Annotated in this window: 23 protein-coding genes; 15 read left to right on the top strand and 8 right to left on the bottom strand. The window is 59.6% G+C overall.

All coding sequences use genetic code 11. The annotated features are described in order from the left end of the window. The first annotated feature begins 31 nt into the window (after nucleotides 1–31). On the top strand, nucleotides 32–1,372 hold the full coding sequence (locus tag ELQ88_RS10895) for a phosphate ABC transporter substrate-binding/OmpA family protein (protein ID WP_138964982.1): 1,341 nt from the start codon (nucleotides 32–34) through the stop codon (nucleotides 1,370–1,372). A 238-nt stretch (nucleotides 1,373–1,610) separates the two neighbouring features. On the opposite strand, the gene ELQ88_RS10890 is transcribed toward ELQ88_RS10895, so the two are convergent. Both ELQ88_RS10890 and ELQ88_RS10885 read right to left on the bottom strand, forming a co-directional pair. Next, nucleotides 1,611–2,129, bottom strand: coding sequence for an ankyrin repeat domain-containing protein (locus ELQ88_RS10890; protein WP_138964980.1), 519 nt, complete (start codon nucleotides 2,127–2,129; stop codon nucleotides 1,611–1,613). A 110-nt stretch (nucleotides 2,130–2,239) separates the two neighbouring features. Beyond that, nucleotides 2,240–4,075: a long-chain-acyl-CoA synthetase gene (locus tag ELQ88_RS10885; RefSeq protein ID WP_138964978.1), complete on the bottom strand. Its 1,836-nt coding sequence runs from the start codon at nucleotides 4,073–4,075 to the stop codon at nucleotides 2,240–2,242. A 344-nt stretch (nucleotides 4,076–4,419) separates the two neighbouring features. Here ELQ88_RS10885 and ELQ88_RS10880 point away from each other — a divergent pair, with 344 nt between their 5' ends. Then, nucleotides 4,420–4,698, top strand: coding sequence for a DUF3509 domain-containing protein (locus ELQ88_RS10880; protein WP_064676634.1), 279 nt, complete (start codon nucleotides 4,420–4,422; stop codon nucleotides 4,696–4,698). Between the two features lie 1,086 nt (nucleotides 4,699–5,784). Here ELQ88_RS10880 and ELQ88_RS10875 read toward each other — a convergent pair. Genes ELQ88_RS10875 through aroC form a run of 3 tightly spaced genes read right to left on the bottom strand, consistent with a single transcriptional unit; the run spans nucleotide 5,785 to nucleotide 8,633 of the window. Then, the gene (locus ELQ88_RS10875) at nucleotides 5,785–6,330 is read right to left on the bottom strand and encodes an acireductone dioxygenase (protein ID WP_138964976.1); all 546 of its coding nucleotides are present in this window, start codon (nucleotides 6,328–6,330) and stop codon (nucleotides 5,785–5,787) included. Between the two features lie 31 nt (nucleotides 6,331–6,361). Further along, a complete protein-coding gene (locus tag ELQ88_RS10870; RefSeq protein ID WP_128869691.1) occupies nucleotides 6,362–7,507 on the bottom strand; it encodes an MFS transporter in 1,146 nt (381 codons plus the stop codon). Between the two features lie 34 nt (nucleotides 7,508–7,541). After that, nucleotides 7,542–8,633, bottom strand: a complete 1,092-nt coding sequence (gene aroC / locus ELQ88_RS10865) for a chorismate synthase (protein ID WP_128869692.1) — start codon at nucleotides 8,631–8,633, stop codon at nucleotides 7,542–7,544. A gap of 129 nt (nucleotides 8,634–8,762) precedes the next feature. Here aroC and ELQ88_RS10860 point away from each other — a divergent pair, with 129 nt between their 5' ends. Beyond that, nucleotides 8,763–9,716, top strand: a complete 954-nt coding sequence (locus ELQ88_RS10860) for an alpha/beta fold hydrolase (RefSeq protein ID WP_138964974.1) — start codon at nucleotides 8,763–8,765, stop codon at nucleotides 9,714–9,716. Between the two features lie 99 nt (nucleotides 9,717–9,815). Continuing rightward, a complete protein-coding gene (locus tag ELQ88_RS10855; protein WP_138964972.1) occupies nucleotides 9,816–10,607 on the top strand; it encodes a hypothetical protein in 792 nt (263 codons plus the stop codon). 205 nt (nucleotides 10,608–10,812) lie between these two features. On the opposite strand, the gene prmB is transcribed toward ELQ88_RS10855, so the two are convergent. Continuing rightward, nucleotides 10,813–11,721 (bottom strand): 50S ribosomal protein L3 N(5)-glutamine methyltransferase, encoded by a 909-nt coding sequence (gene prmB, locus ELQ88_RS10845; RefSeq protein ID WP_128871846.1) that lies wholly within the window; start codon nucleotides 11,719–11,721, stop codon nucleotides 10,813–10,815. Between the two features lie 239 nt (nucleotides 11,722–11,960). On the opposite strand from prmB, the gene ELQ88_RS10840 reads away from it, so the two are divergent. The 5 genes from ELQ88_RS10840 to ELQ88_RS10820 all read left to right on the top strand — a co-directional run bounded on the left by ELQ88_RS10840 (nucleotide 11,961) and on the right by ELQ88_RS10820 (nucleotide 14,734). Beyond that, nucleotides 11,961–12,551: a cysteine hydrolase family protein gene (locus ELQ88_RS10840; protein ID WP_128871845.1), complete on the top strand. Its 591-nt coding sequence runs from the start codon at nucleotides 11,961–11,963 to the stop codon at nucleotides 12,549–12,551. 131 nt (nucleotides 12,552–12,682) lie between these two features. Continuing rightward, nucleotides 12,683–13,003: a hypothetical protein gene (locus ELQ88_RS10835; protein ID WP_128871844.1), complete on the top strand. Its 321-nt coding sequence runs from the start codon at nucleotides 12,683–12,685 to the stop codon at nucleotides 13,001–13,003. A gap of 76 nt (nucleotides 13,004–13,079) precedes the next feature. After that, nucleotides 13,080–13,637 carry a Smr/MutS family protein gene (locus ELQ88_RS10830; protein WP_007898817.1) on the top strand — a complete coding sequence of 186 codons (558 nt, stop codon included), beginning with the start codon at nucleotides 13,080–13,082 and terminating at the stop codon, nucleotides 13,635–13,637. A 77-nt stretch (nucleotides 13,638–13,714) separates the two neighbouring features. Then, complete coding sequence (gene folE / locus ELQ88_RS10825) at nucleotides 13,715–14,260, top strand: GTP cyclohydrolase I FolE (RefSeq protein WP_128871843.1); 546 nt, start codon at nucleotides 13,715–13,717, stop codon at nucleotides 14,258–14,260. 102 nt (nucleotides 14,261–14,362) lie between these two features. Next, entirely contained in the window at nucleotides 14,363–14,734 is a 372-nt protein-coding gene (locus ELQ88_RS10820; protein ID WP_064676623.1) for a glutathione S-transferase N-terminal domain-containing protein, read from the top strand. A gap of 125 nt (nucleotides 14,735–14,859) precedes the next feature. On the opposite strand, the gene ELQ88_RS10815 is transcribed toward ELQ88_RS10820, so the two are convergent. Continuing rightward, nucleotides 14,860–15,099, bottom strand: coding sequence for a hypothetical protein (locus ELQ88_RS10815; protein ID WP_128871842.1), 240 nt, complete (start codon nucleotides 15,097–15,099; stop codon nucleotides 14,860–14,862). 123 nt (nucleotides 15,100–15,222) lie between these two features. On the opposite strand from ELQ88_RS10815, the gene ELQ88_RS10810 reads away from it, so the two are divergent. The 4 genes from ELQ88_RS10810 (at nucleotide 15,223) to ELQ88_RS10795 (ending at nucleotide 21,692) form a co-directional block, all read left to right on the top strand. Next, nucleotides 15,223–16,572 (top strand): NCS2 family permease, encoded by a 1,350-nt coding sequence (locus tag ELQ88_RS10810; RefSeq protein ID WP_138964970.1) that lies wholly within the window; start codon nucleotides 15,223–15,225, stop codon nucleotides 16,570–16,572. A gap of 65 nt (nucleotides 16,573–16,637) precedes the next feature. Next, on the top strand, nucleotides 16,638–17,267 hold the full coding sequence (locus ELQ88_RS10805; protein ID WP_128871840.1) for a LysE family translocator: 630 nt from the start codon (nucleotides 16,638–16,640) through the stop codon (nucleotides 17,265–17,267). A 372-nt stretch (nucleotides 17,268–17,639) separates the two neighbouring features. Continuing rightward, on the top strand, nucleotides 17,640–19,958 hold the full coding sequence (locus ELQ88_RS10800; RefSeq protein ID WP_138964969.1) for a hypothetical protein: 2,319 nt from the start codon (nucleotides 17,640–17,642) through the stop codon (nucleotides 19,956–19,958). Nucleotides 19,959–20,120: 162 nt separating this feature from the next. Continuing rightward, the gene (locus tag ELQ88_RS10795; RefSeq protein ID WP_138964968.1) at nucleotides 20,121–21,692 is read left to right on the top strand and encodes a hypothetical protein; all 1,572 of its coding nucleotides are present in this window, start codon (nucleotides 20,121–20,123) and stop codon (nucleotides 21,690–21,692) included. A 243-nt stretch (nucleotides 21,693–21,935) separates the two neighbouring features. On the opposite strand, the gene uraH is transcribed toward ELQ88_RS10795, so the two are convergent. Beyond that, a complete protein-coding gene (gene uraH / locus ELQ88_RS10790; protein WP_138964966.1) occupies nucleotides 21,936–22,289 on the bottom strand; it encodes a hydroxyisourate hydrolase in 354 nt (117 codons plus the stop codon). Nucleotides 22,290–22,719: 430 nt separating this feature from the next. Here uraH and puuE point away from each other — a divergent pair, with 430 nt between their 5' ends. Together puuE and uraD are read left to right on the top strand one after the other, a co-directional pair. Then, complete coding sequence (gene puuE, locus ELQ88_RS10785; protein ID WP_128871836.1) at nucleotides 22,720–23,646, top strand: allantoinase PuuE; 927 nt, start codon at nucleotides 22,720–22,722, stop codon at nucleotides 23,644–23,646. After that, a complete protein-coding gene (gene uraD / locus ELQ88_RS10780; protein WP_128871835.1) occupies nucleotides 23,643–24,158 on the top strand; it encodes a 2-oxo-4-hydroxy-4-carboxy-5-ureidoimidazoline decarboxylase in 516 nt (171 codons plus the stop codon). Before puuE ends, uraD begins: the two co-directional genes overlap by 4 nt. Nucleotides 24,159–24,211 lie beyond the last annotated feature (53 nt).

Below are 24,211 nucleotides of genomic sequence, written 5' to 3'. Positions count from 1 at the left end.
GGCACTTTCTTTGACTTATTAAGGTGCCCGCATGATGTTGCGCGTGTTGTTCCTGTGGGTGCTCTGCGCGAGCCTGGCGCAGGCGGCTTCGGCCGGTGATCTGCCGACACCCGAACAGGGTTCGGTGCTGCGCATCCAGGGTTCCAATACGATCGGCGCCGCACTGGGCCCGGCCCTGGTCGAAGGCCTGATGCGCGAGCAGGGTTTGCACAAGATTCACCGCGAAGCGCCGGACACCGCCAACGAACTGCGGGTGGTCGGCGAAACCGTTCAAGGGCGCCGGGTGGCGGTGGACATTGCGGCTCACGGCTCCAGCACCGGCTTCACCGCCCTGCAAAACGCCAGCGCCGATCTCGCCGCGTCTTCGCGCCCGATCAAGGACAGCGAACGGGAAGCCCTGCAATCGTTGGGCGACCTGAAACAACCTGACGCCGAGCAGGTGATCGCCATCGATGGCCTGGCGATCATCCTTCATCCGCAAAACCCGTTGAATCAACTCGACACCGAACAACTGGCGCGGATTTTCAGCGGCGAGGTGAGCACCTGGGAAGCACTCGGCGGTCGTGGCGGGCCGATTCATCTGTATGCGCGGGATGACCAATCGGGCACGTATGACACGTTCAACGAACTGGTTCTCGCAGGTCGTGGGAAAACCCTGAGCAACACCGCGAAACGTTTCGAATCCAGCGAGCAGTTGTCCGACGCGGTGAGCCTGGACCCGCAAGGCATCGGCTTCATCGGCCTGCCCTACGTGCGCCAGGCCAAAGCCGTGGCCATTGCCGACGGCCAATCCCAGGCCATGCTGCCGCTCGACAGCCTGATCGCCACGGAAGACTATCCATTGTCCCGTCGGCTGTACTTTTACCTGCCGCCCACCGGGCACAATCCCTGGGCCGAAGCGCTGGTCGTCTTCACCCAGGGCCATCAGGGCCAGGCCATCGTCGCGGCCAATGGTTTTATCGCCCAGACCGTGCAGGCCATGACGGTCACGCCGAATGTGCTGATGCCCGAGGGTTATCAGGCGCTCAGTCGCCACGCCCAGCGGCTGTCGGTCAATTTTCGCTTCGAAGAAGGCAGTGCGACCCTGGACAACAAGGCCCGGCAGGACCTTTCAAGGGTGCTCGACTATATAAAGCAGCACGGCAAGACCCGTCGACAGGTGACGCTGGCCGGGTTTGGCGACGCCAAGAGTGACCCGGCGCGGGCCGATCTGCTGTCGAAACTGCGCGCCATGGCGGTGCGCCGGGAGCTGGTGAAAAGCGGAGTGGTGTTGCGCGAGGTTCGCGGCTTCGGCGCCGAGATGCCGGTGGCGGCCAATAGCGCGGACGAGGGGCGGATCAGGAATCGGCGGGTTGAGGTGTGGGTGTATTGAGGCTTCGGTTTTTCTGGAAACTCCCTTTTGCGTCAGTGGACTCCTGCAGCGAGGGGGCAGGCCCAATGCCAGCCGGTTAAGCGCGGAACCTGTAGGAGCTGGCTTGCCAGCGATGGCGGTCTGTCAGTTGATATCGATGTCGTCTGGCACACCGCCTTCGCTGGCAAGCCAGCTCCTACAGATTCCGCGCCTTAACTCCCCTCGCCAAGGCGTTTGGCTTGCCTGAGGACGTTGCCGATCAGCCGAGCAATTTCTGCAGCTGCGCCGTGGTATCCACCGCACCCATGGTCTTGGCCGCATCCAGCGCGGTGATGCCATTGGCGTCCCTGGCCTTCGGATCGGCGCCCTTGCCGATCAGGTAGTCGACGATTTCCACGCGATTGAACATCGCCGCCATCATCAGCGCCGTGCGGCCGTCGAAGGACGAACCTTCAACCTGCGCACCGCCTTCGACCAACGCCTTGACCACCGCCAGGTCGCCCTTGAACGCCGCGCCGGCAATCGGGCTCTGGCCGTTGTCGTTGCGGATTTCCGGGTCGGCCTTGTGCTCGAGCAGGACTTTTACCGTCTCCACATGGCCGTGGTAAGCGGCCAGCATCAACAAGGTATCGCCCTTGTGGTTGCGCAGGTTCGGCGGCAGGCCTTTGGTCAGCAGCGCTGCCATCATGGCCGCATCGCCCTCGCGCGCCTTGTTGAATACCTGTTCGGCAAATTCAGCGGCTTCTTCGGGGGTCATCTGGCGGCTTTGGTCTGACATCGGGGGCTCCACTTTCGGTTATTCGCAAAGCGACAGTTTCCCGATGAGCCCCGAAGCTGTCACTTGTTTTTTCTCATGGACGGTCATAGCCACTTTCAATAAGAGCCACATTAATAACGGTACTTGCCGCCATGAATGTCCTCAAGCAACTGCTCGGTGACCGGCACGTAAGTCCCGGTCCCTGGCAGCCAGGCGTAAATCGGATCATCACCGGTCCTGCCGGGGTCGAAGGCTTCATCCTTGAGCCGGGTCTTCTGGTATTTGAAGGTTCCGGTGGTTTCCATTTTCACTTTGACCCGCAGGAACACAGGCACGGCATAGGCCGGCATCTGCTCCCGGGCGAAGGCCAGCAGCTCGCTGAAATCCAGGGTCGCCAGGGATTCGGCAGGGGTGATCGCGGCCATACCGGCGCGGCCGTTGGTGTTGCGGATTTCCACGCCATAGGCCACGGCTTCGCAAATGTTCGGGTGTTGCAGGAGGATGTTCTCGACCTCGGTGGTCGAGACGTTTTCGCCTTTCCAGCGATAGGTGTCCCCCAGACGGTCGACGAACTGGGCGTGGCCGAAACCGATGTTGCGCATCAGGTCGCCGGTGTTGAAGTAGCGGTCGCCTTTGGCGAATACGTCGTGGAGCACGACCTTTGCGGTTTTCTGCGGATCGGTGTAGCCATCCAGCGGCGCCTTGTCGTCGATCTTCGCCAGCAACAAGCCCTGCTCGCCTTTGGCCACCTTGCGCATGAAGCCCTTGGCGTTGCGAGTCGGCAAGCCACTGTCGTGATCGTAGGCCGCCAGTTCCCATGTCATCAGGGAGAAGCCCACGGTGTTGTCGAAGTTCAGCACGTTGGTGAAGCCGATGTTGCCGTCACTGGCGGCGTACAGCTCGCAGATATGGTTGACGCCGAATCGCGTCTTGAATTCGCGCCACGCGCCGGGGCGCAGGCCATTGCCGATCATCTTCGTCACGCGGTGCTGGTTGTCGTCGGCAGCGGGCGGTTGATCCACCAGATAACGGCACAGCTCGCCGACGTAGCCGAGGGTGGTCGCGCGGTACTGACGCACATCGTTCCAGAACTGGCTGGCGCTGAACTTGCGGCGGATGGCAAAGCCTGAAGCGCCACTGATCGCCGAACCCCAGCACACGCACAGCCCGGTGGCGTGATAGAGCGGCAAGGTGCAATAGACAACATCCTCGGGGCGCATATCCAGGGCGATCATGCCGAAGCTGGCGGAACTGCGCATCCAGCGGCCGTGCTTGAACACGCCGGCCTTGGGCAAGCCGGTGGTGCCTGAGGTGTAGATGTAGAAACACGGGTCGTCGAAAAAAACCTGCTGGCTGCTGGCGGGGTTGTCACTGCAAGCATCGACGCTGGCCGCCATCAGGTTGATGAACCCGTCGGGGGCAATGCCCGGATGGGTATGGGTGCCTTGATCGGCGACAAACCAGGTGCGCCCAGGCGTGATCGACACCCGTTCGCGCACCGCCGAAAACGCCGGGACCAGCTCCTCGCCGACAATGATTGCCGCGGGTGCCACCAGGTTCAGGCTGTGGGCCAGGGTGTCGCGGGTTTGCGAGGTATTGAGCAAGGCGCTGATCGCGCCGACCTTGGCCACCGCCAGAATCGCCACCAACAGTTCCGGGCGGTTCTCGATGAACACCGCCACTCCATCGCCCTTGCGGATGCCTTGGGCAATCAGGTGATGGGCAATGCGATTGGCCCATTGGTTGACCTGTGCATAACTCAGTACCACGTCGCCCTGCAGCAAAGCCGGGCCATCGGGATTGCGCAAGGCCGCCTGCTCGAAGCTCCAGCCCAGGCCACAGGGTTGGGCCGGGTCCTTGACGTTGGCCGCTTTCATGCCTTTCACCACACGGGGGATGGCTTTGGCAATGGCAGGGAGTTTGCGGAGCATCATGCCCCAGGTAATCGTGTCGTGCGGCGTGCTCATGGAAGCTCCCGTTCGGTGTTTTTTATTATCGGGCGGCATTTATTGAGGCCGAAAATACGTCAGCGCTTCCGGGGCTGTACACGCGGTTTTTGCAATGTTTTGTATCCATGATCCGCTGGGGCGAAATCGCGAGTCCGCGCCTGGCGATTGGTTCCATGGAAACGGCGACGACCACGCAAAATGCAGGATGCACGATGGCCGTTCATGCAGATTGCACGAACGGCTCAAATCACCATGAATTTAACTTATTGATTTACAAGGATTTTTAAAAATACAAAGGCTGGCACAAAGGCTGCAACTACCTCTCCATGCTTGCCAATCAAGTGCTAACGGAGCCGATAGACATGAGCCTGATTCAAGAAAAATTTTCGTCCCTGTTCTCCAATTTCGAAGTGACCACCCAGCCACGTCCTGACGGTGGCATCCTGCTGACCCTGCGCAGCACCGAAGGCAAAGTGTTTAAACGCTCGATTTCCTACCAGCAATTGCATGCTGGCGATCAGCTCTCGTGGGTGATCAGCGCGATCCGTCGCGACCTTGCGGAACAAGCCAGCGAACTGCCGCAAATCTCCATGCTGCAAAGCCAGCAACGGTTTGCCCTGCCGACTTATCATTCGGCGTAAACCGTTGTAACGCTGCAAACACACAGGCCGTGAAAGCTTTCGCTTCACGGCCTGTGTGCTCCTGTAGGAGCCCGGCTTGCCGGCGAAGGCGTCGTCATGGGCGGTGCATGGCTCAAGGGCGCCTTCGCCGGCAAGCCAGCTCCTACAGGGATCAGCGGTGTATCGATGAATTGTGGTCAACGCCACACCCTGTAGGAGCCCGGCTTGCCGGCGAAGGCGTCGTCATGGGCGCTGCAAGGCTTGAGGCCGCCTTCGCTGGCAAGCCAGCTCCTACAGGGATCAGCGGTGTATCGATGGATTGTGGTCAACGCCAAACCCTGTAGGAGCCCGGCTTGCCGGCGAAGGCGTCGTCATGGGCGGTGCAAGGCTTAAGGCCGCCTTCGCTGGCAAGCCAGCTCCTACAGGGATCAGCGGATTATCGATGGATTGTGGTCAACGCCACACCCTGTAGGAGCCCGGCTTGCCGGCGAAGGCGTCGTCATGGGCGGTGCAAGGCTCAAGGCCGCCTTCGCTGGCAAGCCTGCTCCTACAGGGATCAGCGGTGTATCGATGGATTGTGGTCAACGCCACACCCTGTAGGGGCCAGGCATTGCCGGCGAAGGCGTCGTCATGGTCGCTGCAAGGCTCGAGGCCGCCTTCGCTGGCAAGCCAGCTCCTACAGGGATCAGCGGTGTATCGATGAATTGTGGTCAACGCCACACCCTGTAGGAGCCCGGCTTGCCGGCGAAGGCGTCGTCATGGGCGGTGCAAGGCTCAAGGCCGCCTTCGCTGGCAAGCCAGCTCCTACAGGGATCAGCGGATTATCGATGGATTGTGGTCAACGCCACACCCTGTAGGAGCCCGGCTTGCCGGCGAAGGCGTCGTCATGGGCGGTGCAAGGCTTAAGGCCGCCTTCGCTGGCAAGCCAGCTCCTACAGGGATCAGCGGATTATCGATGGATTGTGGTCAACGCCACACCCTGTAGGAGCCCGGCTTGCCGGCGAAGGCGTCGTCATGGGCGGTGCAAGGCTCAAGGCCGCCTTCGCTGGCAAGCCTGCTCCTACAGTTTGGATTGCATGCGGATCAGAGAGCCGGGTCGGCCGATACTCAATCCTCAAGCAACGGGAAGCGACTGGCGGTGTCCTCGCCGGTGAAGTTGGCCTCGCAGCCTTGCGGGGTGTTGAACAGGCGGATCGCGACGAAATGTGGATGCTCACCCATGTCGAACCAGTGGGGAGTACCGGCCGGGACCGAGATCAGGTCGTTCTTCTCGCAAAGCACCGCGTAGACGTAATCACCGATATGCAGGCTGAACAAGCCACGACCGGCAACGAAAAAGCGCACGACATCCTCATCGAAGCGGTGTTCCTCGAGAAGCCCGGCGCGCAGCTCGGCTGATTGCGGGTCATCGCTGCTCAGGCTGACCACATCAACGCTGACATAACCGTTTTCCGTCATCAGCGTGTCGATCGGCGCCTGGTACGCGCCGATGATGTCTTCCGGGCTGGCGCCTGGCTGGAGCTTGGTCGCCGCTTGCCAGCGGTCAAAGCGCACACCCTGTTCGGCCAGGGTCGATGCGATGTCGTCGAAGTGGGTCAGTACCTTGTTCGGCAATTCCGGACTGCTGACAGGGTAAACGGACAGGCTGCTCATGGTTGGTTCCTCGATTGTTCACAGGACAGGCTCATGGCCGGTCCTCTTGCATGCATGTCGCAATCATAACGGCAGCCGCGAAAGCGGCGAGACTGGCAATACTAAAGGTCAATGTCGCCCCGAGGGCGTTCCAGCTATAGCCTGCGTACAACGCACCCACTGCGCCGCCGGTGCCGGCCAGTGCCGCGTACAACGCTTGCCCCTGCCCTTGCTGGCGGGCGCCGAAACTGCGTTGCACGAACTGGATGGCCGCCGCATGGAAGCTGCCGAAGGTGGCCGCGTGCAGGACCTGGGCGAACAGCAATACCCACAGATACTCGGCAAACGAGCCGAGCAACAACCAACGCAGCGCCGCCAGCAGAAAACTCGCCAGTAGCACCCGCCGCACGGAGAAGCGCGCGAGGATCTTGCTCATGGCCAGAAACATCAGGACCTCGGCGACCACGCCGACGGCCCAGAGCATGCCGATCAAGCCTCGGCTGTAACCAAGTCGCTCGAGGTGCAAGGTCAGGAAGGTGTAATACGGCCCGTGGCTCAACTGCATCAGCGCCACACAGGCGTAAAACGCCAATACCCCGGGGCTGCGCAATTGCTTGAGAAAACCGTCCCCCGCCAATCGCTCCCCCTGTGGCGGTTGTGCGTTCGGCACCCACAGGCTGCTGACCACGATCCCGGCCAGGATCAGCACCAGCGCCACCGGATAGATGTCGAGGCTGAGCCATTCGAACAGCCGGCCCAGCGCGACCACGGTGATGATGAAGCCGATGGACCCCCACAACCGGATCTGGCTGTAGCGGGATGCCTGCCCCTCCAGATGCGCCAGGGTGATGACTTCGAACTGCGGCAGCACCGCGTGCCAGAAGAAGGCGTGCAAGGCCATGACCATCGCCAGCCAGGCGTAGGTCTTGCTGACGAAAATCAGGGAGAACGTCAGCAAGGTGCAGACTGCGCCGAAGCGCACGATGGCCAGGCGCTGGCCGGTGTAGTCACCGAGCCAGCCCCAGATGTTCGGCGCCACGCAGCGCATCAACATCGGGATCGCCACCAGCTCGCCGATACGGGCGCTGGAAAAGCCCAGGTGATCGAAGTACAGCGCCAGGAACGGCGCCGTCGAACCGAGCAACGCGAAATAAAACAGATAGAAACTGGAGAGCCGCCAGTACGGGAGCGCCGCCACCGTCGTCAGACTGCAGCGGCTGTGAGATGAGCCATTAAAGCTGACCCAGCACCGGCGTGCTCACCTGCACATTGGCGTTCTGCCCGCGGTGACGCAGCAGGTGATCCATCAGCACGATGGCCATCATCGCTTCGGCAATCGGCGTGGCGCGGATGCCGACACAGGGGTCGTGACGGCCCTTGGTGACGACCTCCACCGGGTTGCCGTGGATGTCGATGGAACGGCCCGGCGTGGTGATGCTCGAGGTCGGCTTCAGCGCCAGATGCGCGACGATCGGCTGGCCGGACGATATGCCGCCGAGAATGCCGCCGGCATTGTTGCTGAGGAAACCTTGCGGGGTCATTTCATCGCGGTGTTCGGTGCCGCGCTGGGCGACACTGGCGAAACCGGCGCCGATTTCCACGCCCTTGACCGCGTTGATGCTCATCAGCGCATGGGCCAGTTCGGCATCGAGACGGTCGAAGATTGGCTCGCCCAGCCCTGGCATCACGCCCTCGGCGACCACGGTGATCTTCGCGCCGACCGAATCCTGGTCGCGGCGCAGCTGGTCCATGTAGGCTTCCAGCTCCGGCACTTTGTCCGGGTCGGGGCTGAAGAACGCGTTCTCCTCCACCGAGTCCCAGGTCTTGAACGGGATCTCGATCGGGCCCAGCTGGCTCATGTAGCCGCGAATGACGATGCCTTGGGTGGCCAGGTATTTCTTGGCGATAGCGCCGGCCGCCACGCGCATCGCGGTTTCCCGCGCCGAGCTGCGACCGCCGCCGCGGTAATCGCGTTCGCCGTATTTGTGGTGGTAGGTGTAGTCGGCATGGGCCGGGCGGAACAGGTCCTTGATCGCCGAGTAGTCCTTGGACTTCTGGTCGGTATTGCGGATCAACAGGCCAATGGCGCACCCGGTGGTGCGACCTTCGAACACGCCGGACAGGATCTCGACTTCGTCGGCTTCCTGGCGCTGGGTGGTGTGGCGGCTGGTGCCGGGTTTGCGGCGATCGAGGTCGCGCTGCAAATCGTCGAGGGAGATCTCCAGCCCCGGCGGGCAGCCGTCGACAATGGCGACCAACGCCGGACCATGGCTTTCGCCAGCGGTGGTGACAGTGAACAGCTTGCCGTAGGTATTGCCGGACATGCGGGACGCTCCGTTAAATCGAACCTGAATACGTAATGCGCGCCAGTATACGCAGGCTACCCAAGTAGTTCATCCTCGAACCTTACGGGTGCCCGCGAGTCCAATCGGCACCTTGTTCATGATGGCGTGATGATGCTGCGAGTTCTAGCCTTGAGCCTTACCCTGTTTACCGGCTTTGTGCAGGCCACTGTCCTGCAACGGCCCATCAGTCTGAATACCGGCACCGGCGAGCTTTTCGGCTCGTTGCTGCTGCCAAAATCCGACCAGCCCGTGCCGGTCGTCCTGATCATTTCCGGCTCCGGTCCGACCGATCGCGATGGCAATAACCCCGACGGCGGACGCAATGACAGCCTGAAGCGTCTGGCCTGGGTCCTGGCCAAACACAACATCGCCAGCGTGCGTTACGACAAGCGCGGCGTGGCGGCGAGCCTCGCGGCGACCCCCGACGAACGTAACCTGTCGCTGGAAGCCTATGTGGCCGACGCCGAGGCCTGGGGCCGCCAGCTGAAAACCGATCCGCGCTTTGGCCAACTGATCCTGCTCGGCCATAGCGAGGGGGCCTTGATCGCCAGCCTCGCCGCGCCGAGCCTCGACGCCGCCGCGGTGATTTCCATGTCCGGCAGCGCGCGACCGGTCGACCAGGTATTGCGCCAGCAACTGAGCAATCGCTTGCCGCCGCCCCTGATGCTGCGCAGCAACGAACTGCTCGACAGCCTCAAGGCCGGCCGCACCGACGACAACGTGCCGCCGCAATTGCAGGTGATTTTCCGCCCGAGCGTGCAGCCATACCTGATTTCGCTGTTCCGTCAGGACCCCGCGGCAGCCTTTGGCCAGTTGAAGATGCCGGCGCTGATCATCCAGGGCAGCAACGATATCCAGGTCGGTGTGAATGACGCCCGGTTGCTCAAGGCCGCCAAACCGGACGCCGAACTGGCACTCATCGAGGGCATGAACCATGTGATGCGCATCGTGCCCAACGACGTAAAACGGCAACTGGCGTCCTATAAGGATCCGCAATTGCCGCTGGCGGCCGAACTGGGCACGCGAATCATCGGATTTATCGACGGGCTTCGCACCCGTTAGGCGCTGCCTGCCCTCCAGTCCTGAACAAAACGGCCGATAAGCCTTTGTCGCCAGCGCTATGACTGGCGACAAGCAGGGCTTGGACAGGATCTCGCCGTTATGACTGATACTCCGGCTTCACCCGACACCACCGCTGAAACAGAGGCTGCGCCAGTGGTCGAGCTGCCGTGGGCAGACGTCGACGTCGAGCATCGCAGGCTGCTGCGCCTGGCACCGCTGCAAACCGACCGCACGACCGGCGCCCGCCCGCTGCGCTTTGTCGAATTCGGTTATGCGCAGCGCCATGGCGAGGCACACAGCCTGATGCGCATGCGCATCACCCTGCCCGGCCAGCGCGTGCGCAAGGAACAGAATCATCTGGACATATGGGTCGATCACCGCACCCAACGGGTGCATGTCAGCCCGGACAGTGGCTTGCAGATCGAGCCGATGAACCGCGGGCTCGGCCGCTTCATGGCGGCCCAAGGCATTGGCTGGGTGAAGCAGCGCTGGCCTGGCTACACCGTCGACGGCACCGACCTGAACAACAAAGACGCGTTGATTGAAGACACCCGTCTGCGCCGCGATCATTTTCTGCGGATGCAGGGTTTTGATGTGGTCTACGCCGACCCCCAGCATTTGAAGGGCCGCGTCAAGGAAGTGCGGGTCGGCGATCTGCTGGGTGACTGGAACGTCGAGAAGCTGCAGGGGGTGGAGATTATCGAAGCGGCGCAGATGCTGCAGCACGCCGAGCAGAACCTGGCCGAGCAGGCAGTGAAGCTCAGGCAACACGAGGAAAAAGTCAGCCAGTACCAACGCGAAGACGCCGGGCTGCGGTTTACCATTACTTGTCTGGTGGCGTTTGCGGTGTTTCAGGCGGGGTTGTTGATCTGGATTGCCACGCACCGGTGAGAGCTTGAGACCGTGGCGCGGCCTTCGCTGTAGGAGCGAGCTTGCTCGCGATGGACTCAAGAGCGCCGCGTTTAACCAGTAAACACGCGTTATCGTTAACGTCCATCGCGAGCAAGCTCGCTCCTACAGGATGTGTGTCGTGCTTAAGTGATGCGACACACACGGAACCTGTGGGGGCGAGCTTGCCCGCGATAGCGTTCTGAAGTCAGACGCGGGACGCGAACAATGCCTGATGATCCCGGCACTGCTGCGCCGTCAACATGAACACCCCATGCCCGCCGCGCTCGAAATCGAGCCAGGCGAAGTCGACTTCCGGGTACAGCGCCTCGACGTGCACCTGGCTGTTGCCCACTTCGACCATCAGCAACCCCTTCTCGGTCAGGTGATCCGCCGCTTCGGCGAGCATCCGCCGTACCAGGTTCAAGCCATCGTCACCACAGGCCAGGCCCAGTTCGGGCTCGTGCTGGTATTCGTCCGGCATGTCGGCAAAGTCTTCGGCATCGACATACGGCGGGTTCGACACGATCAGGTCGAACCGCTGACCCGGCAAACCATCGAAACCATCGCCCTGCACCGTGTACACCCGTTCGTCGACTCCGTGGCGCTCGATGTTCTGGTTGGCCACTTCCAGTGCTTCGAACGACAGATCGGCCAACACCACTTCGGCGTTCTTGAACTCGTAGGCGCAGGCAATACCGATGCAGCCGGAACCGGTGCACAGGTCGAGAATCCGCGCAGGCTCGGTGCCCAGCCAGGGTTCGAAACGTTTTTCGATCAGCTCGCCAATCGGCGAACGCGGGATCAGCACACGCTCGTCGACGATGAACGACATACCGCAGAACCAGGCCTCGCCCAGCAGGTACGCGGTCGGAATGCGTTCTTCGATGCGCCGCTTGAGCAAGCGCTGCAGCTTGACCAGTTCATCGTCTTCCAGGTTGCAGTCAAGGTAGCTGTCGGCCATTTCCCATGGCAGGTGCAAGGCCCCCAACACCAGTTGGCGGGCTTCGTCCCAGGCGTTGTCGGTCCCATGGCCGAAAAACAGATCCTCCCCATGAAAGCGGCTGACGGCCCAACGGATATGGTCGCGCAGGGTGCGAAGGCGGGAAGTGATCACGGCGGCAAACTCCAGAAAAAACGACTGGCGATTCTAACAGCCAAACCGCGTCACGACGACGCAGGAAAAGCACCGGACCAGTTGTAGGACTATTCTCTTTTTTAGTCTGGCCATTGAACAAATCAGGCATCTTGACAAGGCTGTGAGCCAGCAACGGCGGCGCCTGCGATAGTAGCGATTCACAGAAGCGCTCAGCCAGAGGACAATGTCGCAAAAGCCCCACCCGAAGGAGCCCCAGAATGTCCGTTCCAAAAACGATGTTTCAACTCAGCGGCCGCGGTTACGCTGCAGCCAATCTGAGCAATGCGACCCTTGTCGTCATCGATGCCCAGAAAGAATACCTCAGTGGTCCGCTGGCCCTGAGCGGCATGGATGCCGCCGTCGCGAACATCAAGCAACTGATGGCCGCTGCCCGCGCTGCCGGCCGGCCGATCGTGCATGTGCATCACCTTGGCACCGTCGGTGGGCTGTTCGATCCACAAGGACAGCGCGGTGAATTCATTCCGGGGCTGGAACCGCAGAACGACGAAACCATCATCGGCAAACTGCTGCCGAGTGCGTTTCACGGCACCAAACTGCTGGAACGCCTGCAGAATCTCGGTTCGCTGGACTTGATCGTCTGCGGTTTCATGAGCCACTCCAGCGTCAGCACCACCGTGCGGGCCGCCAAGAACCTGGGCTTTCGCTGCACCCTGGTGGAAGATGCCTGTGCCACTCGCGACCTGCCGTACAAAGGTGGCGTCCTGAGTGCCGAGCATGTGCAACAGACCGAAATGGCGATCATGGCGGACAACTTCGCCACCCTCGCCGTGACTCGCGAATTGATTTGATCGACGCTCGATGAGCGGTGTATGCCGCCGCTCATCCGCAAACGCCTCTTGTGTGCTGTAATTGACTTAGCCTCAGGAACATCCCGGTCAACTCCCGGTCGAAGGGCCGATACTCATTGAGGAAGGTCGGAATGAAGTTATCCGATGGATTTGACGCTCGCCGCTTGCGGCCCAAAAGCCAAAGCAACTGGCGTTTTCGCTTCGGCGCAGCCTTTGCTGCGTTGCTGGCGACCTGTGGCGTGCTGATGGCAATGGCCGGAGCGGCCAGCCTGCTCGGCCGCCCACCGGCACTCGGCGAGTTGAATGCCAGCCCGCTGGGCTCGGCAATCATTCTGGCGATCGGCCTGTTCGTGCTGTACCTCGGCGTGATGCTGTGGCGCCGCTGCCGTCGTCGTGCGCGCCAGTCGCGGGAGCTCAACATTGCTCCGCACCTGATGAAAAAACACGACTGAGTCGAACCCGCAGGCGTTTTGTCGCGCCCCATTCGTCCCGAGTTGGGTAAACTGGCCGCCCTTCGCGGAGGCTGACATGCAAGACGACGATTTTTCCCTGTTCAAAAGCGCGATTCAAGGCGTCAAGCCGATCAAGCACGATCGCGCCGAAACCGGCAAACCCAAAGCTGACCGCGCGCAGATCGCCAAGCTGCGCCAGGCCGCTACCGTGCGCACCGATGCCACCACCGTCGACGGGCTGTCCGATCAGTTCGTCATCGACGTCGGCCCGGAAGACGAGCTGATGTGGGCGCGCGACGGGGTGCAGGAAAGCCAGATGCGCAAGCTCAAGATCGGCCAGATTCCGTTCGAAGGCAGCCTCGACCTGCACGGCATGAATGTCGAAAAGGCCCGGGAAACCCTCTGGGCCTTCCTCGCCGAAGCGACCAAATTCGAAATCCGCTGCGTGCGCGTCACCCACGGCAAGGCCGTGCGCCTGGACGGCAAGCGCCCGATGATCAAAAGCCACGTCAACACCTGGCTGCGCCAGCATTCCCAGGTACTCGGCTTCACCTCGTGCCAACCGAAACACGGCGGCGCCGGAGCGGTTTATGTGATGCTCAAACGGACCATGATGGAAGGTCGCGACGAGTGAGGCTGTCGCTTCGTGCTTGCAGCGCCGTGTCCGCCACCGTACCCTTGGCCTTTGCGTAAAATCCCACAGGTAGTTTCATGTCCCTGGAACAGAATTACACCGCGATTCTCGGCCAATTGGGCGAGGACGTATCCCGCGAGGGCCTGCTCGACACGCCAAAGCGTGCCGCCAAAGCCATGCAGTACCTCTGCCGCGGCTATGAACAGACACTGGAAGAGGTCACCAACGGTGCCTTGTTCAGCTCCGACAACAGCGAAATGGTGCTGGTCAAGGACATCGAGCTCTACTCGTTGTGCGAGCACCACCTGCTGCCGTTCATCGGCAAGGCCCACGTCGCCTACATCCCGAGCGGCAAGGTGCTGGGGCTGTCGAAAGTCGCGCGGATCGTCGATATGTACGCCCGCCGCCTGCAGATCCAGGAAAACCTCAGCCGCCAGATCGCCGATGCGGTCCAGGAAGTCACCGGCGCCCTGGGCGTTGCGGTGGTGATCGAGGCCAAGCACATGTGCATGATGATGCGCGGTGTGGAGAAGCAGAATTCGTCGATGATCACCTCGGTGATGCTGGGTGAGTTCCGCGAAAATGCGGCCACCCGCAGCGAGTTTCTCAGCCTGATCAAGTAAGGCCGCAGCACGAAGAAAACCGGCATTCATCGCCGGTTTTTTTTCGCCTGCGAAAAATCAGGTAAGCTGCGCGCCTTCCGTTTGCCCAGTGAGGCTTATCCCGTGTTCGTTAAAGCGCTTCGTGTCGGCCTTGGCCAACTGATTATCTTCATCGACTTCATCACCCGTCCCGGCAAGAAGCAACGCCCGGCCGAGGTTCAGGCCAAGGTCAACTCGGCTGCCAAGGGCCTGACCCTGTACCAGTTCCATGCCTGCCCGTTCTGCGTGAAAACCCGCCGCACCCTGCGCCGCCTGAATGTGCCGGTGGCGTTGCGCGACGCGAAGAACAACGAACAGGATCGCCGGGCGCTGCTGGAGCAAGGCGGCAAGATCAAGGTGCCGTGCCTGCGCATTGAAGAGAACGGGCAGACCACCTGGATGTATGAGTCCAAGGTGATTATTGATTATCTGGATAAGCGTTTCGCTGCGGCCTGATGGTTTTGCGGTGTCCTTGAGGACGCCTTCGCCGGCAAGCCGGCTCCTACATTGAACCGTGGCGCTCACCCGATCCTGTAGGCGCTGGCTTGCCAGCGAAGAGGCCGGCACAAACACCGCAATCTTCAGACAAAAATAAACCGGCCCATGCGCCGGTTTATTCGCTTATGCCCTCCCCTCAGGCCGCGTTCGCCGCCTGAACCTGACGCACCACCGCCGCCAAAATCTCCCCCACCACACAAAATTCCTGTGGGTGCGAGACCGGCTTGCCGGCGAATGCCGCCGAACGGCGATATATCCCGATTGCCAAACTTTTCGTCTACAAAATCAAAAACATTATTTGCATTATTTGTATACAAAAGCATAATCCACTTCGTGCGAGATCTTGACCAAGCGGTCAACAAATTCGCAAGCACCTCAAAGGGCCGCTGCCACCCTCATGGGTCCTGCCCTGGAAATAACAATAAAACTCTTGAGGAGTACTCGCTGTGGAAAGCCGCAAATCCGAAGCCCCGACCCTGGAACTCTCGCCGCCGATACGCAATGGCTGGCTGGAGCGCATCTTCAAACTGAGCATGCATGGCACCACGGTGAAAACCGAGCTGATCGCCGGTGTGACGACCTTCATCACCATGGCCTACATCATCTTCGTCAACCCCAACATCATGGCCGACGCCGGGATCGATCACGGGGCGGCGTTCGTCGCCACCTGCATCGCCGCCGCGCTGGGCTGCCTGTTGATGGGCCTGTACGCCAACTGGCCGGTCGGCCTCGCGCCGGGCATGGGCCTGAACGCCTTCTTCACCTACACCGTGGTCGGCACCATGGGCTACAACTGGGAAACGGCCCTGGGCGCGGTGTTCGTTTCCGGCGTGTTGTTCATGTTCCTGACCTTTTCGCGGATTCGCGAATGGCTGCTCAACAGCATCCCGGTGAGCCTGCGCTTCGCGATGGGCGCCGGTGTGGGCCTGTTCCTGGGGCTGATCGGCCTGAAAACCGCAGGCATCGTCGTCGATAGCCCGGCCACCCTGATCAAGCTCGGCTCCCTGCGCGAACCCGGTCCATTGCTGGCGGCCATCTGCTTCCTGATGATTGCCGTGCTCAGCTACCACAAGGTGTTCGGCGCGATCCTCATCAGCATCATCACCGTGACCCTGGCCGGTTGGGGCCTGGGGCTGGTGCACTACGAGGGCATCATGTCGGCCCCGCCGAGCCTGGCACCGACCTGGATGGCCATGGACGTCGCGGGCGTGTTCAACGTCAGCATGATCAGTGTGGTGCTGGCGTTCCTCTTCGTGCACATGTTCGACACCGCCGGCACCTTGATGGGCGTGGCCCAGCGCGCCGGCCTGGTGAACGCCGACGGCAAGATCGAAAACCTTTCCCGCGCCCTTAAAGCCGACAGTGCTTCCAGCGTATTCGGGGCTGTGGTGGGTGTGCCTCCCGTCACCAGCTACGTGGAAAGTGCCGCCGGGGTCGCTGCAGGTGGTCGGACTGGTCTTACCGCTGTGACCGTAGGTGTGTTATTTATTGCAGCAATGTTTTTCGCCCCGTTGGCTGGCATGATCCCCGCGTATGCCACCGCCGGCGCACTGATCTATGTGGCAATGTTGATGATGTGCGGCATGGCACACATCGAATGGGACGAGGCGACCGACAGCATTCCGGCGATCGTTACCGCGATCATGATGCCCTTGACCTTTTCGGTCGCCGACGGCATCGCGCTGGGCTTTATCACCTATGTGGTGCTCAAGGCCTGTACCGGTAAGCACAAGGAAATTTCCGTCAGTTTGTGGGTGCTCTGCGCGATCTTCATCGCCAAGTTCGTTTTCTTGTAAGCCGTAAACGCATTAAACCAGCCTCACCCCGTCGGGTGAGGCTTTTGTGCAAATGGAGGAAAGTGATGAGTCTGGAAACCTGGCTGCTGTTCAGCGGCGCTGCGCTGGTGGTGATCCTGATCCCGGGGCCACTGTCGTTGCTGATGATCAGCAACAGCCTGAATTACGGTCTGCGCCGTTCCTACCCGGCGTTTCTGGGAGGCGTGTTTGCTTCAATCTGCCTGCTCAGTGCTTCGGCGCTGGGGCTGGGCGCGTTGTTGCTCGCCTCGGAACAGTTGTTCAGCGCCCTGAAGATCGTCGGCGCGCTGTACCTGTTCTACCTCGCCTGGCAGAGCTGGCAGCAATCGCGTCAACCCTCGGTGGGCGCCGAAGTCCCCCAGGCTGCGCCGGTGCCACGTTTCCGTGCCCTGTTCGGGCGCGCGTTCGTGCTGGGTGCGAGCAATCCGAAGGACATTCTGTTTTTTGCTGCATTCCTGCCGCAATTCTTGAGTGCCGAGCAGCCGTTCCTGCCGCAACTGCTGATAATGATCGCCACCTGGACGGTGCTGGACCTGCTGTGCAAATTGGCCTATGGGCTGGGGGCGCATGGTGCGGCGCGATACCTGCGCAGCGGCAAGGGACAAAGTTGGTTCAACCGGATCAGTGCCGGGTTGTTTGGCGGTGCGGGGGCCGCTTCCTTGCTCAGCAGTCACTGACCTCTTCCCTGTTGCCCTCCTGATTCGCGATATCATTCAGGAGGGCAGAACCCCGCCAATAGCTACCCCGCCTCATGGATAGAGTATTATATCCATAGCCTGTTACTTGCGCGCCACACTTTACAGACGCAACGACCCCGCAAACTACAGTTCTTTCCCGAAAATCCGCAACACATAGAAACAACGTCATATATATTTATACTTCGATCGGTTGACACTTCGCCATTCTGATAGAAAGCGAGTGAATTCTTGAATGTTGACCACATTCGGGTATATCGAGCCGCATTCAGAAAGTACCTAATCATATTTTCTTGAATCACGACTCCCTTCACGCGCACGCCAACTATCTCGCAACCTATTGGAATACAACAAATGGCCAAGCCACCGGTAAAAATCAAAACGCCCGATTCCGATTCACCTGGCGGCAGTTCGACGACGACAAGCCCGCCTTCGCAGACTCTTCAACCCTCCGGTAACCGGCCGACTTCCGGGCATCCTGATTTTCATTGGCCGGGAAGAGATACAACGCCCGAGGTACTGTCCCGCGAACATTCGCCAGACATCGATCCACCTTCAAAACCCGCAATCATGATTACGGATCTTCCGGTTCTTGGACGCTCTTCGCCAGAGTTCCCCGACGATATGCATATTTACAGGCCAACACTCGGCGACGACCTGGTTCTTATTGATAATTCCGGAATTTCACGCGGTCGTGACGGTTCGCTGTATGCTCATCTGGAAGACATCGGTGATGTTCTTATTGGGATAAATCCGAACGGTCAATACGAAATAAAGACGGCAACGGCGCACCTTATGGTGCTGGAGAAAATCGAAGGCAAACCACTATGGCGAAAGAAAACCTCCGGTTCTGATCCGACCAAAACAAGCGAAAACGAACCTTCACCTGAACTCGGACAACCTGTAAGCCTCAACGAGTTGATCATTCCAAGAGCATACGCCAGGTCCCTGACGGCGCCAGACACGAACGGAATTCGTCGAGACACAGTGCCTCGTCGGGACACTATCGAGAGGCTATATGTCAATCTCGAGAACGGTACGACTGTCATGGTGGTGCCAATAGGGGATGGGAGATACCAGGCGACGACCGCCAGGGTGCTGATCCCCGACGGCCCCGTACTGGAAAGAATCGAAACAACGATGCAGTGGCGGATCGAAGAAACCAGCCCGGGACCCGGCAAGCGCCCACGCCTTGAGCAACCCGTCGACACTGTGCACACCGCTATCCAACCCGCCCCCTCAGACCCGGATACGGTCTGGAATGGCAGGTGGCAGCCGAATGAGGGAGGCACCATTCAGCCGTTCGCCTTACACCATTCCAGGCATGCAGCAAAATTCAGATTGGAAAAGAACTCATGGACTTCGCAGAATCCTTTTTACCCGTTCACGAGTGAGATAGGCCGCAGGCCCCACTACAAAGCGCTTCTTGAGCGGGGTTCTGCGTTATTGAAAGCAGCGACCAGCGCTGACAATATCAAACTGAAAATAGAGACGTTTACTCAGTGGGGAATGAAAATCGACCTCCATTCGCTAGCCTTTTTCAAGTTACCAGGTCAAGTGGTCACCGAAGTAAAAACCATCGACGGCGGACTGATCGCCGACCTTGTCAATCAACGATCAAATGGACAGGCCACTATTCAACGCATTATCGAACCCATGGCGGGCTCAGGCTTTTATGCCAATTACGCCAGGGCCGTAGGGTTCGAAGGAGCTATGATAATAAATGATATCAATCCACTTATCTCATGGACTCAAAAGGAAATCATCCAACAGCCTGACCGGGTAAAGTACTACATTGATTCCATTAAAGAGGATCTGGTTGCGCTGGGCAAGCAATATGGCTTTGAGTTCAACCCTGTTAACCTCTCGATAAAATTTAAAAGCAAACAAGACAGCCAGGCATTCGTCAAGACTGAACCCGTCAAGAATTTTCGCGATGCGGTAAAGAATTACTTCAACGAAGTCGTGGACGTTGTCGTTGAATTGAAAAACGGAGAATTGGTCATCAGTACCCCGCCCACCCGAAGAGCTTCTGTGGGCGCTCAATCACAAGGCGATGAGCTCGTTATCAGCCTCCCGCCGCCCACTGCTAACGAAAAAGCCTTTCTGGCTGCAGTATTTTATATCACTCAAAACAACAACCAGCGCAACACCGGCATTGTTGAAATAAAAAAGCTAAACACCGGAAACCATAGCTTGCATTTCCCTGTTTCCATGATGTTGACAGACGGCCCGACGGTCAGATTATTTTCCGCCGGACTGGCGAACAACGATCACATCAATTACATCAGCCACCTTCATGCCAGCGCAAAGCACCCCACCCATGTCGCGAACGAGGACGGGTGGACGCTATTGGATAGTTTGCGTGACGAAAGCAAAAATAAAAACGATTTAATCATTTTAAGCGGCCATTTCAGCGACACCCATCTATCCGTGGAGGCCTTCATAACAAAAATTGAAGAGCACGTAATACCGCTGAGTAAAAACGGAGCGCAAGTGATTATTACCAACGCTTACTCTCCCCAGAAAGAGACGGCTTTCAATACCCTGGGATTCCACACTTTCAAAAAATCGAGGGACAGTAACCGTTCAGGCACAAGCACAAACATAGCCAAAGGCGATTATTTATTAGCGATAAACAGGACCGCCATGCAGGCGGCCCAGAGCCTGTAGGGGTCTGGTAAGACATTTGAAGGCTTCCAGATTGAGTGATCTGCACGGACCCGACGCACTTGTCTACGCGTTCGCTCTTATGACTGGAGTCATTACATGAAGCTGGCGAGAACCGCCTGATACACCAAACATTCATACGATCTCAACGGAGCACGGATTTCCATGAGCCCAAAATACCCCAGCCGACCCAAAGCCCCGGGTTCTACAAACGACAGTACCCCCGGCCGACGCGACACGACCGCGGATCACTTACCCAGGCGCCCTGGCATTCTGCCTGGTCATGAGCCCGATCTGTCACAGCCCCACCTCTACCCTGAGCACTCGGCAGCGCCGGATGCCCAACCTGCGGCAGTTGAAATAACCGATCTCCCTGCCAGCACCCACATCAGCCGAATCACCACCGACCACCCCATCAGCCATTACTACCTGCCACCGAAAATGGTTGACCGGCTGCCCGCACCCGACCCGCTGACCGGGTTCCGATCAATTAGCTCCAGGCGCAAGTTTGTCGATCTCGTCGATGGCGGGACGGTGCTGCTGGGGACCGATAGGCACGGCCATTTGCGCGTCAAACGACTCTCGGAACTGGAGCCGTCCGGCCCGCGGCTTGAGCGGGTGGAAGGCACGCTCGCATGGCGTCAGGTTCGGGCCGTCAGCATTGGCACCGGGGATTCGGAACTGATTATTACCCGCCACCCACTGGCAGGTGATGGGCTAGAAGCGGGGACGTCCAGGCGACCACGGATACCCGACACCGGCGCATCCTCCGAGCCCTGGAAAAACTGGGGGATCGCCGCCCACCATGCTTCGCCCGGAGACATCAGCATCGAGGGCGTTCGCTACAAGACAGTGCCGCGCGTTGATGCATCGGACCATCCGATTGCCTATATCAAAAACCCGGCGCACCTGATCTACGACTTCGATCTGTTCCAGGCAACCCTGCGGCAACACATCGAACAACAACCCCGTGGCGCGATCCAGGTCCCGCCGACTCACCACTGGGAAGTCGATCCAAGACTGCCTTTTGACAGGACGCTGACCGACTATGTCGCCGCTTACTTTCCCGAGCTGTCAGACCTATCGCTGCTGAACGTCGCGAGAAAACAGTTTTCCCTCGCCAACGGTTCCGACATTGCCACCGGCGCCGGGTTGACGACCCTGCGGCAAGTCTTCACTGACTGGAAGACCTCAAGCGTAACGCCACGGCCAGAGCTGGCCGACCCGCTGCTCATGCTCTCGGTATTACAAACGATTCCAGGCAAAGGCTCACACCGGATAGTGGAGCTGCCTGACCCCGCCGATCAGGTGCCTCTGCAACGACTGCAGTTTGATTCGCAAAAATTCTCGGGGGAGTGGAGATATTTCTCCTCGTCCCTGACTGCCGGGGCCATCAAACGATTCATGAAGGACCTGTTGACTCGCAATGGATATACCGTGTTCGAGCTGGGCCCCGCCCATACCTTTCCAACGGTGGTGTTCACACGAACCGGACATGACTTTGTGTTCTACATGAGCCTGCACCGCATTCACGGCCGTAAAGTTCAGATCTCCCCCGCCGACGAACGCAGATATGTCCCCGAGCGGCTACCGGAACTGATTGGCCCGGCGGCCATGCGCGCGGTGCAAAACGCCGAGGCCGCCAACAAACTGATCTGGCTCAAAGGTGGCGGACAGATCCTGGCCGATCACCCGGATTCGGTTTTTATCGTACGAACCGACGATCCAAGGCGCTAGAAAGGTCCTTCAGGGACTCAGGTTGTGTACAGCCGACAGAGCAGGGTCGGCTGTACGGTCGCCTTCGCGGCCTTGCGACGATCCGACAAGCCAGCTTCCTACAGGGGGACCGCAGCCAGGTTGAACATGAAGTGTCTTCCAGAGCCATTGGAAGCGCGAAAAAAAGCCCGCAGTGTGAGCGGGCGAAAGACCAAAGAAGCTATATGCGCAGTCGCTTCGATGTTGAGACAGTTGCCTGGGGGATCAGCTTCCTCGGTAGGTTGAATAGCTGTAAGGGGAAATCAGCAACGGCACGTGGTAGTGATCTTGCTCGGCGCAGATGCCAAACCGTAGCACCACCACATCCAGAAACGCCGGCTCCGGGAGCTGCACGCCCCGGGCGCGGTAGTAATCGCCCGCATGAAACTGAATCTGGTAGACCCCGGAGCGGTAGTCATCGCCTTGCAGCAGCGGTGTATCGACACGGCCATCGCTGTTGGTGATCGCGCTGGCGACCAGCTCCAGCTGCGAGCCTTCAACGCGGTACAGCTCGACCTTGATCGAGCTGCCCGGGCAACCGTGTGCGGCGTCTAAGATGTGAGTAGTCAAACGTCCCATTGATTCTGCGCGCCTGGCTGCGTGGAGCAGTCAGGCCTCGCGCCTCCCGAAGTCAGTTGAAAAGGAGACCGCATCGTTTCGGAGCTCGAAACGCTGCGGCGAGGCATCGATTAAGACACTTTTAAAAAAAATTGTACACAATAAAAACGACATTTTTCTCCAAATCCCGCTATTCGGCGGTTCCTGACGAAGTCGCCTTCGCACCATGCAACAAAAGGACCTTCTACCCATTAGCTGACCGATCAGGCAGGTTTCTTGCTCGGTTCTTGCTCGAGCAAGCCAGGATGACCGTTAGGGAAAAATGTAAAAAAACAGGCTTACAATGTCGATATAAAGTTGTATACAATCATTCCATCGCTGTGACACCGGCCTGTCACCCCAACCAGGGCTGTCACACAACCTGTCAACACGAACAAGAAGGAAGACTGCAGTGAGCGCTGACTATCCACGCGACCTGATCGGTTACGGCAGTAACCCTCCTCACCCACACTGGCCGGGCAACGCCCGTATCGCCCTGTCCTTCGTCCTCAACTACGAGGAAGGTGGCGAGCGCAATATCCTGCACGGCGACAAGGAATCCGAAGCCTTCCTCTCGGAAATGGTCTCGGCGCAGCCGCTGCAAGGCGCGCGCAACATGAGCATGGAATCCCTGTACGAGTATGGCAGCCGTGCCGGCGTCTGGCGGATTCTGAAACTGTTCAAGGAATTCGATATCCCGCTGACCGTCTTCGCCGTGGCCATGGCCGCCCAGCGCCATCCGGATGTGATCCGCGCGATGGTCGATGCCGGCCACGAGATCTGCAGCCACGGCTATCGCTGGATCGACTACCAGTACATGGACGAAGCCCAGGAACGCGAGCACATGCTCGAAGCGATCCGCGTGCTCACCGAAATCACCGGCGAGCGGCCACTGGGCTGGTACACCGGCCGCACCGGCCCGAACACCCGTCGCCTGGTAATGGAAGAAGGCGGTTTCCTCTACGACTGCGACACCTACGACGACGACCTGCCCTACTGGGAACCGAACAACCCGACCGGCAAGCCGCACCTGGTGATCCCGTACACCCTGGACACCAACGACATGCGCTTCACCCAGGTCCAGGGGTTCAACAAGGGCGACGATTTCTTCGAATACCTCAAAGACGCATTCGATGTGCTGTATGCCGAAGGTGCCGAAGCACCGAAAATGCTGTCGATCGGCCTGCACTGCCGCCTGATCGGCCGTCCGGCGCGCTTGGCCTCGCTCAAGCGTTTTATCGAATACGCTAAAAGTCATGAACAGGTGTGGTTCAGCCGCCGTGTCGACATCGCTCGCCACTGGCATGAAACCCACCCGTACCAAGGGGCCGCGAAATGAGCCAGTTTCAAACCCTGAAACCCTCGACCCTGAGCCGCGATGCGTTTGTCGCCGCCTTCGCCGACATCTACGAACATTCGCCATGGGTGGCCGAAAAGGCCTTCGACCTGGGCCAGGACGCTTCGATCGACGAGATCGAAACCCTGCACCAGCGCATGAGCGACATCCTGTTGAGCGCCGATCACGCCAGTCAGCTGGCACTGATCAACGCTCACCCGGACCTGGCCGGCAAAGCCGCCGTCCAGGGCCAGCTGACCGAAGCCAGCACCAATGAACAGGCTGGCGCCGGTATTCACCAATGCACGGCCGAAGAGTTTCAACGCTTCACCGAGCTGAACGACGCCTACAAGGCCAAGTTCAAGTTTCCCTTCATCATGGCGGTAAAAGGCAGCAACCGGCATCAGATCCTCGCGGCGTTCGAAACGCGCATCCACAACCCGGAAGATACCGAGTTCAAATGCGCGCTGGCGGAGATCAACAAGATTGCGTTGTTCCGATTATTGACCCTATAGCGAGCCTTGCCCCAATGTTTAAAAACGCGAAGACATCCGGGGCATTGCGAGCA

The organism is Pseudomonas sp. MPC6 (assembly GCF_006094435.1).
Classification (GTDB): Bacteria; Pseudomonadota; Gammaproteobacteria; order Pseudomonadales; family Pseudomonadaceae; genus Aquipseudomonas.
The sequence above is the reverse complement of the archived record's forward strand: the minus strand, read 5'-3'. Positions and strand labels throughout refer to the sequence as shown.